Source organism: Streptomyces sp. NPDC042201, assembly GCF_055582185.1.
The window spans coordinates 219,488-237,556 of sequence record NZ_JBVJDS010000001.1; the positions used below are offsets into that span (position 1 = coordinate 219,488).

Sequence of the window (18,069 nt, forward strand, 5' to 3'; positions counted from 1 at the left end):
GCACACCACAACCAGGAAATATCCCCATGCGCAAGAAGACCCTGACCGCAGCCGCCGCCCTCGCCGCGGTGACAGCGCTCACCCTCACCGCCTGCGGCAGCGCCGACGACTCCGCGAAGGCGGTCGCCGATGTCTCCACCCAGGGCAAGACCAAAGCCGCGACCGTACTCGACACGCCCTTCAAGAAGCCGAACCTCGTCCTCAAGGACACCAAGGGGAAGACCTACGACTTCCGCGAGCAGACCAAGGGCAAGCCGACGCTGATCTACTTCGGCTACACCAACTGCCCGGACGTCTGTCCCCTGACGATGAGCAACATCGCCATCGCCAAGAAGTCACTTCCCCAGGCCGACCAGGACAAGCTCCAGGTCGTCTTCGTCACCACCGATCCCGAGCGGGACACCTCCGCCGAACTCGCCAAGTGGCTGCCCAGCGCAGGCGATCCGTCCTTCACCGGACTCACCGGCGACTTCGCCACCATCCAGGCGGGCGCCCGCCAGATCGGCATCGGTATCGACCCGGCCACGAAGGACAAGGACGGCACCGTCGTCTCCATGCACGGCGCCCAGGTCGTCGCGTTCTCCCCGAAGACCGACGCCGGCTACGTCCTGTACGGCGAGGACGCCTCCTCGGACGACTACGCCAAGGACCTGCCGAAGATCATCAGGGGGGAGAACCCGTGAACCGCCGAGCCCCCGTCGCGCTCGTCGTCTCCCTCACGGCCGCGCTGGCACTGGCCGGCTGCTCCTCCGATTCCTCTTCTTCATCCGCCTCCTCCGGCGACAGGCCCGAGCTGAAAGTCAGCGGGGGCTATATGCCGCGCCCGGTCAGCGACCTCGCGGCGGGCTTCATCGTCGTCACCAACAGCGGTGACGCCGCCGACAAGCTCACCTCGGTCACCAGCGACCTCTCCGACGACATCACGATCCACACGACCGAGAGCCAGAAAATGCGGGAGGTGACGTCCTTCGACATCCCGGCCGGCGGCGAACTGCAACTCGAACGCGGTGGCAGCCACATCATGTTCGCGAAACTCAAGCGGCGGCCCGAGGTGGGACAGAAGGTCGACATCGAACTGCACTTCGAGAAGACCGACCCCATAACGGTCGAGCTTCCCGTGAAGGAGACCACCTACAACCCGGCCCAGCACTGAGGGACTGAGACGTTATGACAGCCACTGCCCCGCGCTTCGGAGCCGCACCCTTCGTGCGACTGCTGCTCGTCACCACCGTCCTTCTCGGCGCCGTCCTCACCGTGCTCTCCGGCACGGCGTCGGCGCACGCCGCACTGACCGGGAGCACCCCCGAGGACGGGGCGGTGGTCGCCGCCGCTCCCAAGGACATCACCCTCACCTTCTCCGAACAGGTCGCCATGGGCGACAACTCGATCCGCGTTCTCGACCCCGGCAACAAGCGGGCCGACACCGGCAAGACCCGCGACCTGGGCGGCGGTGGCACCGTCCGGTACGGCATCGACCTGCACGCCGGACTGCCCGACGGCACCTACACCGTCGCCTGGCAGGCCGTCTCCGCCGACAGCCATCCCGTCTCGGGCGCCTTCACCTTCTCCATCGGAGCGCCCTCCGAGACCACTGCCGTCGTGCCCACCGAGGAAGCCGGCGGCGGACTCGTCGGCACCCTGTACGGCGCCGCGCGCTACCTCTCGTACGCCGGCTTCATCCTGCTCGTCGGCGGCGCCGCCTTCATCCTCGGCTGCTGGCCACGCGGAGCTTCCGTACGGCCCCTGCAACGGCTCGTCGTCCAGGGCTGGATCACCCTCACCGCGGCCACGCTCGTCATGCTGCTCCTGCGCAACCCGTACACCGGCTCGGGCCAACTGGGCGACGCCTTCGACCTCGGCGGACTCCAAGCCGTCCTCGCCACCAAAACCGGAGCCGCGCTCGTCTCCCGGCTGCTGCTCCTCGGCGCCGCCGCACTCTTCGTCGCTGTCCTCTTCGGCGCGTACGCCAAGCGGGAAACTCCGCAAGACGAGGAGGAGAGCAAGGAGAGAAAGGACCTCACCTTCGGGCTCGCCATCGGCGGCACGGTCGTCGCAGCCGGGATCGCCGGAACGTGGGCGCTCGCCGAACACGCCTCGACCGGGATCCAGACCGCTCTCGCCATGCCGGTGGACGTCCTGCATCTGCTGGCGGTGGCAACCTGGCTCGGCGGGCTTACGGCGCTGCTCGTCGCCCTCTATCAGGCACCCGTCATCGAGAGCGCGGCCGTGCTGCGCTTCTCCCGCACCGCCTTCATCAGCGTCGTGGTACTCGCCGCGACCGGGCTCTACCAATCCTGGCGGCAGGTCGGATCGTGGTCGGCGCTCTGGGATACGTCATACGGGCAGCTCCTGTTGGTGAAGGTCGGACTCGTCGCCGTACTGGTAGGGATCGCCTGGTTCTCACGGCGATGGACAGGGCGGCTGGGACAGCGGGCGGAGAGTGCGGCGAAGGCCGGTGCCGAGGTCGGCGCCGAAGCCGAGGCCGCCGCGAGGGATGAACCCGCTGCGGAGACCGAGAGGGACAGCGAAGCCGAAGCCGCGACGGAATCGGAGACCGGGAGGGGGACCGGGGCCGAAACCGTCGCGGCGACGACCGTGCAACGTGACAGTGAAAGAGTTACCCAACTCGCCCGCCAGCAGGCCGCGCTGGCGAGCGCACGCCAGAAGCGGATCCGGGACGCCGACCCCGAGCGGACCGGACTGCGCCGCTCCGTGCTGGCCGAGGCCGGTGTCGCCGTGGTGCTCCTCGCCGTCACGACCGTACTGACGTCCACCGAGCCGGGCCGGACCGCCGAGCAGGAGGCGAGCCGGACGGGCGGCTCGGCCGCCACCGCCCCCGCGACCCAGGGGCCCCTCGACCTCAGCCTGCCCTTCGACACCCGCGGCCCGAACGGCAAGGGCACCGTACGACTCACCCTCGACCCCGGACGCTCCGGCGCCAATGTGATGCACATCTACGTCGACGGCCCCGACGGACAGCCGCTGGACGTGCCCGAGGTGAAAGCCGCCTTCACCCTCACCTCCCAGAAGATCGGCCCACTGCCGGTCGTTCCCGACCGCTTCGCTCCCGGACACTGGAGCGCGGACGGCGTACAGATCCCCATGCCGGGCGACTGGCACCTCCAGGTGACCGTACGGACCTCCGACATCGACCAGACGACCCTCGACAAGACCGTGAAGATCGGCTGACCCCTTGAGCAAGACCCGACAGAATCACGAAGAGCGAAGCCCCCAGGACGTCCGGGACGACCAAGAGGACGGGAGCGGCCGCCCTCAGGACGGCGACGACCGCCAGGAGGACGGAAGCGGCCGCGCCCCCCTCACCGCCATCTCCAGGCGGCGGCTGCTCGGCACCGTGGGCGCCGCCGGAGCCACCGGACTGGCCCTCGGAGCGGCGGGCGGAGCCACCGCGTACGCCGTCGGCCGCCCGGAGCCCGCGACCGCGCTGACCACCCTCGGCGCGGGCTCCGTCCCCTTCCATGGCGCGCACCAAGCCGGGATCACCACGCCGACGCACGCCCGCGGCCACCTCGTCGCCTTCGACCTGGCCCCCGGCGCGGGACGCAAGGAAGCCGCCGCGCTGCTGCGGCGCTGGTCGGCCTCGGCCCGGGCGATGATGGCCGGCGAACCGGCCGGCGGCCACGACACCGGCATCGCCCTGGACGCCGGACCGTCATCCCTCACCGTGACCTTCGGTTTCGGCCGTACCTTCTTCGACCGCACGGATCTGGCCGACCGCCGCCCCACCGCCCTGGACCCGCTGCCCGCCTTCTCCTCCGACCACCTCGACGCCGCGCGCAGCGACGGCGACCTCTGGATCCAGATAGGCGCCGACGACGCGCTCGTCGCCTTCCACGCCCTGCGAACACTCCAGAAGGACGCGGGCACGGCGGCCCGGGTGCGCTGGCAGATGAACGGATTCAACCGCTCACCCGGCGCGACCCAGCACCCCATGACCAGCCGCAATCTGATGGGCCAGATCGACGGCACCGGCAATCCCAAGCCGTCCGAACCGGACTTCGACCGGCGGATCTTCGTCCCCGCGACCCCGGCGGCCGGCACCCCGGACTGGATGGCGGGCGGCTCCTACGCCGTCGTACGACGCATCCGCATGCTCCTCGACGACTGGGAGAAACTCCCGCTCGGCAAGCAGGAGCAGGTCATCGGCCGGCGCAAGTCCGACGGCGCCCCCCTCACCGGCGGCACGGAGACCACCGAGCCGGCCCTCGACCGGACGGGATCCGACGGCAAGCTCGTCATCGCGGCCAACGCCCACGCCCGGATCTCGGCGCCGGAGGCCAACGGCGGGGCCGCGATGCTGCGCCGTCCCTTCTCCTTCCACGACGGCATCGCCGCGGACGGGACTCCCGACGCGGGGCTGCTCTTCGTCTGCTGGCAGGCCGATCCGCTCAAGGGATTCGTACCGGTGCAGCGCAAGCTCGACCGGGGGGACGCGCTGTCGGCGTTCATCCGGCACGAGGCGAGCGGGCTGTTCGCGGTGCCCGGCGGTGCGCGGCAGGGAGAGTACGTGGGCCAGCGGCTCCTGGAGTCCTGAGTCCGCACGCCTCCGACCTCGGGGTTCCTGAGTCCGGAGTCATGACGCCCGTCGGCCCACTAGGGTGACCGTATGTCGGCCACGCGCTACACGTATCTCGGCCCTGAGGGCACTTTCACGGAAGCCGCCCTCCGTACGCTTCCGGAAGCCGCCACCCGGGAGCTCGTCCCGATGGTGTCGGTACCGGCGGCCCTCGATGCCGTACGGAACGGGGACGCCGCCGCCGCACTCGTGCCGATCGAGAACTCGGTGGAGGGCGGGGTCACCGCGACCCTTGACGAACTCGCCTCCGGCGCACCGCTGATGATCTACCGCGAGGTGCTGCTGCCGATCACCTTCGCGCTGCTCGTACGGCCGGGGACGAAGCTCTCCGACGTGAAGACGGTGACCGGCCATCCGGTCGCCCAGCCGCAGGTACGGAACTGGCTGCGGACGCATCTGCCGGACGCGCTGTGGGAGTCGGCCGCGTCGAACGCGGACGGGGCCCGTCTGGTGCAGGAGGGCCGGTTCGACGCGGCCTTCGCGGGCGAGTTCGCGGCCGCGACCTACGGTCTCGAGCCGCTGGTCACCGCGATCCACGACGCGGAGAACGCGGAGACGCGCTTCGTCCTGGTGGGCCGGCCCGCGCGGCCGGCGTCGCCGACCGGCGCGGACAAGACCTCGGTGGTCATCTGGCTGGGCGACGACCACCCGGGCGCGCTGCTCGAACTCCTCCAGGAGTTCGCGGTGCGCGGGGTCAACCTGATGCTGATCCAGTCGCGCCCGACCGGCGCGGGAATCGGTAATTACTGCTTCGCCGTGGACGCCGAGGGCCATATCTCGGACCGGCGGGTGGGCGAGGCGCTGATGGGGCTGAAGCGGATCTGTCCCAAGGTGCGGTTCCTCGGGTCGTACCCGCGGGCCGGGATGTCACCGGCGGACGTACGGACACTGCGGCCCGGGACCTCGGACGCGGAGTTCATCGAGGCGGCGGACTGGCTGGCACGCAGCCAGGACGGGCGCGCCTGACGGCTGCGACCGGGGCTGTGGATAGAACCCGAAGTTATCCACAGGCTTATCTGCAACCTGGGGACAAGTCGACAACGCAAGCCGACACAGTCGACAAATCGCTCCAGGCCTCCCACTTCCATCCACAGGCCACCAGGTCGCCCCGTGTCACCTCAATTCCAGTGATCAACTCGTTAGAGCGAGCAATTCCCACCCGAATGAGTGTGTGAAGTGGGTTTACGAGGCAATTCTCCGGCCCGCTCCAGGCATTCGGAGCGGGCCGTTTCGCGATCCACAGATCTTCCACACAACCTGTGGATAACTTTCCGTAGCTTGCGCGTTTCTGTGGACAAGCTAGACCGCCCTCGACCCAAGTCCCGTCTCCTGCAAGGAAAGTGGGTCAAGGGGACGGCTCCGGAACACCTCCTTCCGGGGAATGGAATCCTCTTTATTGACGAACGGCAGGTGAGCGGCCGAGGATTTCCCGACAGCTTTCCCAATCGCGTCATTCAGGACAAAGCGGAACGCCTGTCGATATCGAGTGGGGCGGTGTCGGCGCGCACCGGTAGCCTGGTGGGGTGATTGACCTTCGCCTGCTTCGTGAGGACCCCGACCGTGTGCGCGCCTCCCAGCGCGCCCGTGGAGAGGACGTCGCGCTTGTCGACGCCCTGCTCTCCGCCGATGAGCGGCGCAGGTCGTCCGGCGTCCGCTTCGACGAGCTCCGCTCCGAGCAGAAGTCGCTCGGCAAGCTGATCCCCAAGGCTTCCGCCGAAGAGAAGGCGGAGCTGCTCAAGAAGGCGGAGCAGCTCAAGGCCGACGTCAAGGCGGCCGACGCGGAGCAGCACGAGGCCGACGACGAGGCAAAGCAGCTGCTTCTCCAGCTCGGCAATGTCGTCCACCCCGACGTCCCCGTCGGCGGCGAGGAGGACTTCGTCGTCCTGGAGACGCACGGCACGATCCGCGACTTCGCGGCGGAGGGCTTCGAGCCCAAGGACCACCTGGAGCTCGGCGAGGCGCTCGGCGCCATCGACGTCGAGCGCGGCGCCAAGGTGTCCGGATCGCGGTTCTACTACCTGACGGGCGTCGGCGCGCTGCTGGAGCTCGCTCTCGTCAACGCGGCTATCGCGCAGGCCACCGAGGCCGGCTTCATCCCGATGCTCACCCCGGCGCTGGTCCGCCCGCGCGCCATGGAGGGCACGGGCTTCCTCGGCCAGGCCGCGGAGAATGTGTACCACCTGGAGAAGGACGACTACTACCTGGTCGGTACGTCAGAGGTGCCGCTCGCCGCGTACCACATGGACGAGATCATCGACGCCGGCAAACTGCCCCTGCGGTACGCGGGCTTCTCGCCGTGCTTCCGCCGCGAGGCCGGTACGTACGGCAAGGACACCCGGGGCATCTTCCGCGTCCACCAGTTCGACAAGGTCGAGATGTTCTCGTACGTCGACCCGGCGGAAGCGCTCTCCGAGCACCAGCGGCTGCTGGACTGGGAGAAGCAGTGGCTGACCGGCCTCCGGCTGCCCTTCCAGGTGATCGATGTCGCCTCGGGAGACCTGGGCGCCTCGGCCACGCGCAAATTCGACTGTGAGGCGTGGATCCCCACGCAGGGCAAGTACCGCGAGCTGACCTCCGCCTCCAACTGCGACAGCTTCCAGGCACGCCGGCTCTCCGTCCGGATGCGGGACGGCAAGCAGGTCAAGCCGCTGGCGACGCTGAACGGCACGCTCTGCGCCGTACCGCGCACGATCGTGGCGCTCCTGGAGAACCACCAGCAGGCCGACGGTTCGGTGTGGGTGCCCGAGGTGCTGCGTCCGTATCTGGGCGGCCGTGAGGTGCTGGAGCCGATCGCCAAGTGAGCACCGGCCCTGCCTCCGCGGAGCCGCCTGTGGCGTCGTCCGTACCCTCGTCCGCGCAGTCGTTCCAGCCGGCGTTTCAGCCGTCGTTTCCGTACAAGCTCGTCGCGACGGACCTCGACGGCACGCTCCTGGGCGAGGACCACACGGTCTCCGCGCGTACGCGCGAAGCGCTCGCCGCGGCCACCGCGGCGGGCGCCGCGCACATCATCGTCACCGGGCGTGCGGTGCCCTGGACCCGGCACATCCTGGATGACCTGGGATACGACGGCCTCGCGGTGTGCGGCCAGGGCGCGCAGGTCTATCACGCGGGCGAACACAAGCTGCTGACCTCGGTGACGCTGGACCGGCAGCTGGCCGCGCTGGCGATCTCCAAGATCGAGGCGGAGACCGGCCCGCTGGCGCTGGCCGTGAGCCGGGACGGTCTGGACGGTGACGTGCTGGTCGGCCCCGGGTACCGGGTGCAGGAAGGGCCGCTCCCCGCGTTGGTCGTTGATGACCCGGCTGAGCTGTGGTCGGCGCCCCTGAACAAGGTGTACATCCAGCATCCGGAGCTCGACGACGACGCGCTGGCGCTGGCGGCGCGGGCGACGGCCGGCAGCCTCGTGGCGGTGGTGATGGCGGGGGCGGGCGTCGTGGAGATCCTGCCGCTGGGTCTGAGCAAGGCCACCGGGCTCTCACTGGCCGCGCGTCGCCTCGGCGTCAAAGCGGCGGACACGATCGCGTTCGGCGACATGCCGAACGACATTCCGATGTTCGGCTGGGCGCGGCACGGCGTGGCGATGGCGAACGCGCACGAAGACCTGAAGGCCGTGGCGGACGAGGTCACGGCCTCGAACGAGGACGACGGCATCGCGGTGGTGCTGGAGAAGCTGCTGCTGGGCTAAGGGCTGTCCGGCGGGTGTCCGGTCGGTGTGCACACACCGTGCGGGCCTCTGCCGTACTGCTCGGCCAATCCTCCGGGAGGGGCGGCCCGCGCGGATGCGCGCTCGAAGCGGCCGCCCCCGGGCAGTGCGCCGGCGGCTGCGCGGAGTGGTGATGGCTACTCCGGTGCCTGCGCGGTGCTGCCCTACGGGGAACTCGACGGACTCGGACTCCCGGTCATCGCCGTGTTCCCCTCCCGGTCCTGTGGTGTGCCCTGACACAACTACTGTGCCCGGGGCGCCGCTTCGGCGCCATCGAATATTCCTGACGTGGCCTGTGCTCGCCGGTGGATCCAACCGGCGAGCACAGGCCCTGGATCAGCGGCGCTTACGGCCCCGGCGCAGGTCCCTCAGCTGGTGGACGACATCGTCCACCCGGGCGTCCACGCGGTTGATGTCCTCGGACATCTGGCACAGCCGGTTGCTGATGGCCGCGACGACCTGATTGGTGGCGTCGAGCCGCCGGTCCAGGCTGTCGAGCCGGTACGACATCCGGTGCAGAACCGGCCCCAGCTCCTGGAGCGCGACGCCGACCCCGCCGAGGCAGGTCTCGACATCGGTTACCCGCCGGTCGAGGTTCGCGTAGCCCTTACGAAGATCGTCCTCGGCGTCGAGGAGATACGTACGGACGCAGCGGGCGATGTCGCTGTCGCGCAACAGCATCGCGATGTTGAGCACGGCCCGGCGGGTGAACAGCCGGAGGTGCGCTCGCCCCTGTGGATAACTCACGGGGGCGCCGTCAGCTGAAGTGGCCAAGTTGGCCATTTCGAAATCCTGCAGGTCAGAGCCCTTCAGGGTGATCATTCCGTTGGCGTGCAACTCGTCGCGGTGACGCTTGACGAGACTGTGCACGGCCTCCCTGTGGATTTCGAAGTAGCGCGCGGCGCCCTCCGTCGTGATGTGTACGCCGTCCGGCAGCAGCCGTAGCGCCTTGACCTTGTCGAGCGCGTCTATCCGGCCCATGACGCTGTCGCGCATCGAGCGCGATTCGAGCAGAGCACCTTCTGGTGGCATGGGTATGCCTTCCACTTCGTGAAACCGATGATGGTCGGCCCTCTCCCCGGGCTTCAGGGGTGGAGGTCGGCTCACGGTGGCTACTCATCCCATGACCGGTGCGGCTTTCGATCCGCCACCGGCAATCCTCAGTTTCACGAACGCTCGACGCTACGAACTCCAGTTGCCTCCACGCATGCTGAACAACGAGCCGATAACCGTACAGTTACGCGGCAACCCCCGCCTACGGGGCGGGGGTTGCCGTACGCGCGGTCGGCGCGGTCACTCCTCGCCAGCGAGCGTCAGAGTCCGCAGTTTCTGGCCCGCGTACCAGGTCGCGAGCACCGTGACCCCCGCGAGCAGGCTCACCGCAAGCGGCAGTCCGACGTCCGAGGTGATCGTGCCCCCGCCGCCGATCTTCTGAGCGAGCGCCAGGGCCCACTGCTGGACGCTGAGCGTCCGCGCGCCCGCCACCAGGCTGCCGAAGAGCGCCTCCCAGACCAGTGCGTACACGAGTCCTATGACCACCGCGTGCCGGCTGACCGTGCCGAGCAGCAGGAAGAGCGCGCTGTACGCGATCGAGGCGACGAGCGCCGCGACGGTGTAGGCAACCGCTATCTGCTGTCCGTTGCCGTTGAGGATGTAACCGGCGATGAAGGTGGGGATCGCGGAGAAGGCCATGGTCACCGCGATGGCCACGATCAGTTTGGTGAAGATGATCGTCGGCCGCTTCAGCGGCTTGGACAGCAGATAGACGATCGAGCCGTCGTCGATCTCCGGTCCGATCGCGCCGGTCCCGGCGATCACACCGATCAGCGGCACCATCGTGGCGATGGCGAAGCCGCCCAGCACGTCCGACGCGACCTGGTCGTCCGCGCCGTTGAAGGCCCGGACGGCAGCCGCGATGACGATCAGCAGCGCGGGCAGCAGGAAGAGGATCGCGGCCCGCCGCCTGCCGAGCAGGGCCCGGTAGGTGAGCCGGGCGACTGTGGGGTTGTACATGACGTCACAGCTCCTTTCAGGCCGCTCAGGCCGCTACGAGATAGGAGAAGACCGACTCGAGGGACTCGTCCGAGGGCGAGACCGTGAGCAGCCGGATGGAGTGCTCGCGGGCGACCCGCGGCAGCAGTTCGGTGAAGCGGCCGAAGTCGACCGCCTGGATGCGCAGTGCGCCCTCGGCGAGGTCCACCTCGATGCCCGCCGTCGACGGGTCGGCGATCAGCGCGGCGGCGAGCGCGCGGTCGTCGCTGGACCGTACGAGGTAGCGGTGCGGCCGGTCGGTCATGAGCCGGCGGATCTTGCGGAAGTCCCCGGAGGCGGCATGCCGCCCGGCCACGATCACCTCGATGTGGGAGGCGAGTTGCTCGACTTCCTCCAAGATATGGGAGGAGAACAGAACGGTGCGGCCTGTGGCGCCCATACGCCGCAGCAGATCCATCAGCTGCATACGCTGGCGCGGGTCCATACCGTTGAAGGGCTCGTCGAGAAGCAGTACCGACGGGTCGTGGACCAGCGCGGACGCCATCTTCACCCGCTGCCGCATGCCCTTGCTGTACGTCGCGATCTTGCGGTCCTGCGCGTACTCCATCTCGACCGTGGCGAGCGCCGCGCGGGCCGCCTTGGCGCCCAGGCCGTGCAGTTCGGCGTTGGCGACGACGAAGTCGAGACCGGTGAGGAAGTCGTACATCGACTCCCGCTCCGGCACGATGCCGATCTGCCGGTACACCGATTCGTTGCGCCAGATCTGCTGTCCGTCGAGGGTGACGGTGCCGGTGGAGGGAGCCAGGAAGCCGGCCATCATGTTGATGAGGGTGGACTTGCCCGCGCCATTGGGGCCGAGCAGTCCGGTGACACCCGGGCCGATCGTCATGGTGACGTCGTTGACGGCCACGACGTTGCCGAACCAGCGCGAGGTGTGTTCGATGTCGATGGTGGTCACAGCCCGACCTTCCGGTAACGGCGCATGAGGACGGCGTACGAGCCGAAGACGAGCGCGAGGAGGACCAGCAGATAGGCCACGCCCACGCCGGCCGAGGGGCCCGCCTCGCCGGGGAAGGCGGAGGTGGCTCCCAGGAAGGCGGTCTGCACACCGTCGATGATCGTGACCGGCGAGAAGAGGCCGAGCCACTTGACGGCGCCGGTCGAACCCGTCTGCCAGGCGATGGCCTGGACCGTGGAGACAGCGCCGTACGAGATGGTCAGTGTGGCGATCACGGCGGCGACGCCGAAGCCGCGGCGCGGCGTGAGCGCGGCCATGACGAGGCCGATCCCGCCGAAGAGGATGGAGAGCAGCGCCACCGACACCAGCCCCTGGCCGAATCCCTTGGTCTGGTCGGCGAAGTCCATCTTGGCGAGCAGCGAGCCGACGTAGAGGATGACGAGCGGCGCCGCGGTCAGTACGAAGAGGGCCGAGGCCATCGCGCCGTACTTCGCGAGGACGTAGTCGATGCGCTCGATCGGGCGGGAGAAGTAGAGCGGCACGGACTTGAAGCGCAGATCGCGGGAGACCGACTGCGGGGCCTGTGCGGCGAGATAGAGACCGATGACGGCCTGGGTGACGATCGCGTAGCGCGTGTAGTCGAGCGGCAGGTCCTTGAGATTGGTCGCGACGGCGACCGCGACGATGATGGCCGCGGGCAGGCACATCACCGCGAAGAGGATCATCGGCAGGACCTTGGACTTGGCCGAGCGGCCGAGTCCGTACGCGCCGCGCAGGGACTGCGAGTAGAGGGAGCGGCGGGCGTAGGCACGGCCGAGCCGCGGTCCTTCGTAGTTGCGGTACCCGATGTTGTGGATCCGAGTGGTCTCGGTCCCGGTCTCAGTGCTCATCGCGCGCGCCTCCCTTCTGCAGTGCGTACGTGGCCCGGTCGGCGCCGGTGGCTGACCCGCTCGCTGCTTGAGCGGCGCCTTCGGCCGCTCCGGCCTCTTCGGCCGCCGTCGGGCGGAAGACCTCCGCGATGTGGTGGCGGCGCTGTTCCATCCGTACGAGCCCCAGGCCGAGCCCGGCGACGGTGTCGCGGACGACGTCGTACGTCTCCTCGCCGGTGGCCTCGATCAGGAGGATGTGGCCCGCGCCCGGGAGCCCTTCCTCCATGCCGGCGTGGAGCGTGACACCGGCCGCCGTGAGGGCCTCGCGCAGGGCGTGTGTGCCGTCGGGGTGCTTGTCGGAGTCGGTGACCTCGACCGCGAGGGTCGTGGTGGTCTGGGTGAAGTCGCTGGTGGAGCTGGACCGCAGCAGCTTCCCGCCGTCGATGACGACGACATGGTCGCAGGTGCGTTCGAGTTCACCCAGGAGGTGCGAGGTGACCAGGACGGAGATGCCGAAGTCCGTGTAGACGCGGCGGATCAGCCCGAGCATCTCGTCGCGGCCGACCGGGTCGAGTCCGTTGGTCGGCTCGTCGAGGAGGACGAGTTGAGGGTCGTGGACCAGCGCCTGCGCGAGTTTGACGCGCTGCTTCATGCCGGTCGAGTAGCCGCCGATGGGGCGGTACCGCTCTTCGTAGAGGCCGACATGGCGCAGAGTGTCGGCGGTACGCTCGCGGGCCGCGGTCGGCGGGAGTCCGGACATGCGCGCCATATGGACGACGAACTCGGTGGCCGAGACGTCCGGCGGCAGGCAGTCGTGCTCGGGCATGTACCCGACGCGCTCACGGATGGCGCCGCCACTGGTGGCGACGTCGAGCCCGAGCACCGCGGCCCGGCCTTCCGTGGCGGGGGACAGACCCAGCAGGATCTTGATCATGGTGGACTTGCCGGCTCCGTTGGCGCCCACCAGCCCGGTCACACCGGGTCCGATGTCCAAGGAGAGCCGGTCAAGCGCGGTCACCCGGGGGAACCGCTTGCTCAGGCTTTCGGTCGCGATCACAGTCACGGTACGACGGTAGTGGCGCGGGCCACAGTGGGCGTCAGACCAGGCGGCTGTATCCGTGTCCCCCTCCAGATGTACGGACCCGTAGGGGGCCACGGACTCGGCTGGACGCCTTCATGGGGGACCGCCGGCCTCCCCCCGGGCGCCCGACACGGGCCCCGTCGTCCGGTTATCCACAGGTATGGACCGGCCCTTGACGCAGACCGCCGGACATTGTCACATTCATCGGTGTCACGTTACTGACACGTACCGCACATGTGACGCCGGGCGGAGGCCGTATGAGTACGAGTGGAAGCGAAAGCAGCGGTACGAGCACCGGGCTGGAGGGCGCCCGGGAGCGCTGGGTGCGTACGGGCGGAATCGAGCTGTGCGTCGCCGAGCTGGGCGACACGGCGCGGCCGACGGTGCTGCTCGTGCACGGCTATCCGGACAGCAAGGAGGTCTGGTCGGAGGTCGCGGGGCGGCTCGCCGAGCGCTTCCATGTGGTGCTGTACGACGTGCGGGGACACGGCAGGTCGACGGCGCCGGTCCCGCTGCGCGGGGGCTTCACGCTGGAGAAGCTGACGGACGACTTCCTGGCGGTCGCCGACGCGGTGAGCCCGGACCGGCCGGTCCATCTGGTCGGCCACGACTGGGGTTCCGTGCAGTGCTGGGAGTTCGTGACCGTGGCGCGGACCGAGGGCCGCATCGCCTCGTTCACCTCGATGTCGGGACCGTCCCTGGACCACCTGGGGCACTGGATCAAGCGGCGGGCGGCGCGGCCCACCCCGCGCCGGGTCGGACAGCTTCTCGGGCAGGGCGCCAAGTCCTGGTACATCTATCTGCTGCACACGCCCGTGCTGCCGGAGCTGGCCTGGCGAGGCCCCCTCGGCAAGCAGTGGCCCAAGATCCTCCGGCGGGTCGAGAAGCTCCCCGTCGGGGCGTACCCGACGTCCTCCCTGCCACAGGACGCGGCGCACGGCGCCTGGCTCTACCGGGACAATCTCCGGGCCCGGCTGCGCAGGCCGCGCACCGACGCCTATGCGCACGTACCCGTGCAGCTGATCACTCCGACGGACGACGCCTTCCTGTCGGAGCGGCTCTACGACGATCTGGAGCACTGGGCTCCGCGGTTGGTACGGCGCTCACTGCCCGCCAAGCACTGGGTGCCACGTACCCGTCCCGACCAGCTGGCCTCCTGGATCAGGGACTTCGTCGACGCCCAGGAGGGCGGCAAACATCCGGGCATGAGTTCGGCGCCGAGCGGCCCGTACGCGGAGCGCTTCGGCGGACAGCTCGTCCTGGTCACCGGCGCGGCCAGTGGCATCGGCCGGGCCACCGCCCTCGCGTTCGCCGAGGCGGGCGCACGGATCGTGGCGGTCGACCGGGACGAGGAAGGGGCGGCCAGGACCGCGGAGCTGGCCCGGCTGATCGGCGCACCGGACGCGTGGGGCGAGCCGGCCGACGTCGGCGACGAACGGGCGATGGAGAAGCTCGCCGGGCGGGTCGCCACGGAGTACGGCATCGTCGATGTGCTGGTCAACAACGCCGGGATCGGGGTGTCCGGAGCGTTTCTCGACACCACCACGGAGGACTGGAAGAAGGTCCTGGACGTCAATCTGTGGGGCGTCATCCACGGCTGCAGGCTCTTCGGCAAGCAGATGGCGGAGCGTGGCCAGGGCGGCCATATCGTCAATATCGCCTCGGCCGCGGCCTATCAGCCCTCCAAGGCGCTGCCCGCGTACAGCACCTCCAAGGCGGCGGTGCTGATGCTCAGCGAATGCCTGCGGGCCGAACTGGCCGGGCGGGGCATCGGGGTTTCCGCGATCTGCCCCGGCTTCGTCAACACCAACATCACGTCCACGGCGCGCTTCACGGGCGTCTCCGCCGAGGAGGAGGAGCGGCGCAGGAAGAAGACCGCTCGGCTGTACGGGCTGCGCAACTACCCGCCCGAGAAGGTCGCCGCCGCCGTGCTGCGCGCCGTCGTGCGCAATCAGGCGGTCGTGCCGGTCACTCCGGAGGCCCGCGGTGCGCGGCTCCTGTCCCGGATCGCGCCCAGGGCACTGCGCGCGATTGCACGGGTGGAGCCACCGCTGTGAGCCCGGCGAGGATTCCGCATCACTGCGGCCGACGAACGAGGGCTGCGCGCAAGGGCCTTGGACGGACTGGTGCCCCAACACACAGACAAGGCAACCATATGGGCCAAATAGCCCAAATGGTAGGTTCGTTGTCCACAGGATTGCCAAATCCCCTGTGGATAACACGACTTGGCTGTGGATCAAACCTCTGAATCACCATTGCTTCGAAATGAGTAGCGCTGCGCCAGGACAGCCGGGCACCCTGTTCGGATGACCGGATCACCCGACGAACGACGCACCGTGAAGGTGTCGAAGTACCTCTCGAAGCATCTGCGCCACCAGCCCGAACGGATCGGTATCGCTCTCGACGCGAACGGCTGGGTGGCGGTGGACGAGCTGATCCGTGCTGCCGCCGAGCACGGCTTCCGCATCAGCCGTGCCGAACTCGACCATGTCGTCGCCGTCAACGACAAGCGGCGCTTCACGGTCCAGGGCGACCGGATCCGCGCCAACCAGGGCCACACCGTCGAGGTCGACCTGGGGCTGGCCCCCGCCGAACCGCCCGCGTACCTCTACCACGGCACCGTCGCCGGGAACCTGGACGCGATCCGCGCCCAGGGGCTGCGCCCCATGCTCCGCCACCATGTGCATCTCTCGCCCGACCGCGAGACCGCGACCCGGGTCGGCGCCCGCCGCGGCCGGCCCGTCGTGCTGTCGGTGGACGCGGGAGCGATGCACCGCGGCGGGCTGGTCTTCCATGTCAGCGCCAATGGCGTCTGGCTCACCGGCTCCGTACCGCCGGAGTTCCTGCGTTTCCCCGGCTGACCGCGGCCGCTCGCCGGCTGGCCGCGGCCGTTCCCCCGGCTGACCGCGGCGGGCCGTCCTACGGACGGAGCTGTGCGAGCGCTTCCGTGGCGATCTGCTCGAAGACCCGCTGATCCGCGGCGAAGTCCGAGTCCGGGATGGGGGCGTGGACCGCGATCTCGGTGATACCCAGCGCGAAGTGCCTGCCCGCGAAGTCCACGAACGCGTCGAGGGACTCCATCGGACCGCTGCGGTCCGGGGTGAAGCCGGTGAGCAGGATCTTCTCCACACCGGACACATCCCGGCCGATCTCGGCACAGGCCTTGCCGAGCCGTTCGATCTGTCCGCGGATGGCGTCGCGGGACTGCTCCGGCGTACCCGTCTCGAAGATCTTCGGATCGCCCGTCGTCACCCATGCCTGGCCGTGCCGGGCAGCGAGCTTCAGTCCGCGCGGGCCGGTGGCCGCGACCGCGAAGGGCAGCCGGGGCCGCTGCACACACCCCGGGATGCCGCGGGCCTCGACGGCGGAGTAGAAGGTCCCGTCGTACGTCACGGAGTCCTCGGTCAGCAGCCGGTCGAGCAGCGGCACGAACTCGGCGAACCGGTCCGCCCGCTCCCTCGGCGTCCACGCCTCCTGGCCGAGCGCCGTGGCGTCGAAGCCCGTGCCGCCCGCGCCTATGCCCAGGGTGATCCGGCCGCCCGAGACATCGTCCAGCGAGATCAGGTCCTTGGCGAGAGTCACCGGATGCCGGAAGTTCGGCGATGTGACGAGCGTCCCCAGGCGCAGGCGCTCGGTGACCGCCGCGGCTGCCGTGAGGGTCGGTACCGCCCCGAACCACGGACCGTCGCGGAAGGTACGCCACGAAAGGTGGTCGTAGGTGTAGGCGGTGTGGAAACCGAGCCGCTCGGCTCGCCGCCACTCGTCGCGGCCACCGTCGAGCCAGCGACGGACGGGAAGGATCACGGTACTCAGACGCATGACCCCGACCCTACGGGAGCAGCCATGGACGCATCCCCGCCCGACGGTCGCCCTGACGCCGCTCCGCGCATCGTCGGTGCGGCGGGGGCGTCGTCGCCCGCCACGGCCACTCGGCGGCGCGCGCCTTCTCAGATGTGCGCCCCTCCGCACGCCCGTGCACCCCTGTACGTGAGAATGGGGCCGTGACCTCGCCCAGCGATTCCCCGCTCCCCGCCCGGCCCCGGCTGATCGCCACCGACCTGGACGGCACCCTGCTGCACGACGACAAGTCCGTCTCCGACCGTACGATCGCCGCGCTCGCCGCCGCCGAGAAGGCCGGTATCGAGGTCTTCTTCGTCACCGGACGCCCGTCCCGCTGGATGGATGTCGTCAGTGAGCATGTGCACGGCCACGGACTGGCGATCTGTGCCAACGGCGCCGCGGTCGTCGATCTGCACGCGGGCGGAGAGCTGGTGGAGGTCCGTGCGCTGGACCGCGAGACCGCGCTGACTGTCGTACAAGCACTGCGCGACGCCGCTCCGGGAACGACCTACGCGGTCGAGCTGACCACCGGCATCCACTACGAGCCGACGTACCCGCCCTTCCACGAGGATCCGGGCGCGACCGTCGCCACCGCCGAGAAGCTGCTCGGTACGGCGGACCAGGGCCCCGCCGCCCCCGTGGTGAAGCTGCTCGCCCACCACCCCGATCTGACCCCCGACGGCTTCCTCACGCTGGCCCGTACGGCGGTGGGCGACCTCGCCACCATCACCCGCTCGAGCCCGACCGCGCTCCTGGAGGTCAGCGGCCTGGGTGTGAGCAAGGCGAGCACGCTCGCGCTCTGCTGCGCCGAGCGCGGCATCTCATCCGACGAGGTCGTCGCCTTCGGTGACATGCCGAACGATCTGGAGATGCTGACCTGGGCCGGGACGTCGTACGCGATGGGCAACGCCCATCCGGACGTGCTGGCCGCCGCCTCCGGACGTACGGCCACCAACAACGAGGACGGCGTCGCGGTCGTCATCGAAGAGATCCTGGCTCGGCTGTAGGAGCGGCCACGGTTCTCCTGGC

16 protein-coding genes are annotated in these 18,069 nt (G+C 69.5%); 10 read left to right on the forward strand and 6 right to left on the reverse strand.

The genetic code is table 11. The features are described from left to right. The first annotated feature begins 26 nt into the window (after positions 1–26). The 7 genes from ACZ6MZ_RS00925 (at position 27) to ACZ6MZ_RS00955 (ending at position 8,282) form a co-directional block, all read left to right on the forward strand. Positions 27–683: an SCO family protein gene (locus tag ACZ6MZ_RS00925; protein WP_384178103.1), complete on the forward strand. Its 657-nt coding sequence runs from the start codon at positions 27–29 to the stop codon at positions 681–683. After that, positions 680–1,153 (forward strand): copper chaperone PCu(A)C, encoded by a 474-nt coding sequence (locus tag ACZ6MZ_RS00930; RefSeq protein WP_469349007.1) that lies wholly within the window; start codon positions 680–682, stop codon positions 1,151–1,153. Before ACZ6MZ_RS00925 ends, ACZ6MZ_RS00930 begins: the two co-directional genes overlap by 4 nt. A 14-nt stretch (positions 1,154–1,167) precedes the next feature. After that, entirely contained in the window at positions 1,168–3,189 is a 2,022-nt protein-coding gene (locus ACZ6MZ_RS00935) for a copper resistance CopC/CopD family protein (RefSeq protein ID WP_469349008.1), read from the forward strand. A gap of 139 nt (positions 3,190–3,328) precedes the next feature. Next, entirely contained in the window at positions 3,329–4,555 is a 1,227-nt protein-coding gene (gene efeB / locus ACZ6MZ_RS00940) for an iron uptake transporter deferrochelatase/peroxidase subunit (RefSeq protein ID WP_469349619.1), read from the forward strand. A 72-nt stretch (positions 4,556–4,627) separates the two neighbouring features. Next, entirely contained in the window at positions 4,628–5,563 is a 936-nt protein-coding gene (gene pheA, locus ACZ6MZ_RS00945; protein WP_386876945.1) for a prephenate dehydratase, read from the forward strand. 557 nt (positions 5,564–6,120) lie between these two features. After that, the gene (gene serS, locus ACZ6MZ_RS00950) at positions 6,121–7,398 is read left to right on the forward strand and encodes a serine--tRNA ligase (protein ID WP_386876947.1); all 1,278 of its coding nucleotides are present in this window, start codon (positions 6,121–6,123) and stop codon (positions 7,396–7,398) included. A 29-nt stretch (positions 7,399–7,427) separates the two neighbouring features. After that, a complete protein-coding gene (locus ACZ6MZ_RS00955; RefSeq protein ID WP_469349010.1) occupies positions 7,428–8,282 on the forward strand; it encodes an HAD family hydrolase in 855 nt (284 codons plus the stop codon). 354 nt (positions 8,283–8,636) lie between these two features. Here ACZ6MZ_RS00955 and ACZ6MZ_RS00960 read toward each other — a convergent pair whose 3' ends face one another. From ACZ6MZ_RS00960 to ACZ6MZ_RS00980, 5 genes are all read right to left on the reverse strand, one after another. Further along, positions 8,637–9,332: a hypothetical protein gene (locus ACZ6MZ_RS00960; protein ID WP_469349011.1), complete on the reverse strand. Its 696-nt coding sequence runs from the start codon at positions 9,330–9,332 to the stop codon at positions 8,637–8,639. Positions 9,333–9,593: 261 nt separating this feature from the next. Then, entirely contained in the window at positions 9,594–10,313 is a 720-nt protein-coding gene (locus ACZ6MZ_RS00965; RefSeq protein ID WP_384178124.1) for an ABC transporter permease, read from the reverse strand. A gap of 25 nt (positions 10,314–10,338) precedes the next feature. After that, on the reverse strand, positions 10,339–11,250 hold the full coding sequence (locus tag ACZ6MZ_RS00970) for an ABC transporter ATP-binding protein (RefSeq protein WP_384178127.1): 912 nt from the start codon (positions 11,248–11,250) through the stop codon (positions 10,339–10,341). Then, positions 11,247–12,140, reverse strand: a complete 894-nt coding sequence (locus tag ACZ6MZ_RS00975; RefSeq protein ID WP_384178130.1) for an ABC transporter permease — start codon at positions 12,138–12,140, stop codon at positions 11,247–11,249. Before ACZ6MZ_RS00975 ends, ACZ6MZ_RS00970 begins: the two co-directional genes overlap by 4 nt. Continuing rightward, positions 12,130–13,176 carry an ABC transporter ATP-binding protein gene (locus ACZ6MZ_RS00980; protein WP_384178605.1) on the reverse strand — a complete coding sequence of 349 codons (1,047 nt, stop codon included), beginning with the start codon at positions 13,174–13,176 and terminating at the stop codon, positions 12,130–12,132. Before ACZ6MZ_RS00980 ends, ACZ6MZ_RS00975 begins: the two co-directional genes overlap by 11 nt. A gap of 281 nt (positions 13,177–13,457) precedes the next feature. Between ACZ6MZ_RS00980 and ACZ6MZ_RS00985 the strand changes: the two genes are divergently transcribed. After that, entirely contained in the window at positions 13,458–15,257 is a 1,800-nt protein-coding gene (locus ACZ6MZ_RS00985; RefSeq protein ID WP_469349014.1) for an SDR family oxidoreductase, read from the forward strand. A 249-nt stretch (positions 15,258–15,506) separates the two neighbouring features. After that, the gene (locus ACZ6MZ_RS00990) at positions 15,507–16,061 is read left to right on the forward strand and encodes an RNA 2'-phosphotransferase (RefSeq protein ID WP_469349016.1); all 555 of its coding nucleotides are present in this window, start codon (positions 15,507–15,509) and stop codon (positions 16,059–16,061) included. 58 nt (positions 16,062–16,119) lie between these two features. Here the strand turns inward: ACZ6MZ_RS00990 and ACZ6MZ_RS00995 are convergent, their stop codons facing one another. Then, on the reverse strand, positions 16,120–17,019 hold the full coding sequence (locus tag ACZ6MZ_RS00995) for an LLM class flavin-dependent oxidoreductase (RefSeq protein WP_469349018.1): 900 nt from the start codon (positions 17,017–17,019) through the stop codon (positions 16,120–16,122). 182 nt (positions 17,020–17,201) lie between these two features. Here ACZ6MZ_RS00995 and ACZ6MZ_RS01000 point away from each other — a divergent pair, with 182 nt between their 5' ends. Next, a complete protein-coding gene (locus tag ACZ6MZ_RS01000) occupies positions 17,202–18,047 on the forward strand; it encodes an HAD-IIB family hydrolase (RefSeq protein ID WP_384178143.1) in 846 nt (281 codons plus the stop codon). The last annotated feature ends 22 nt before the right edge of the window (positions 18,048–18,069 follow it).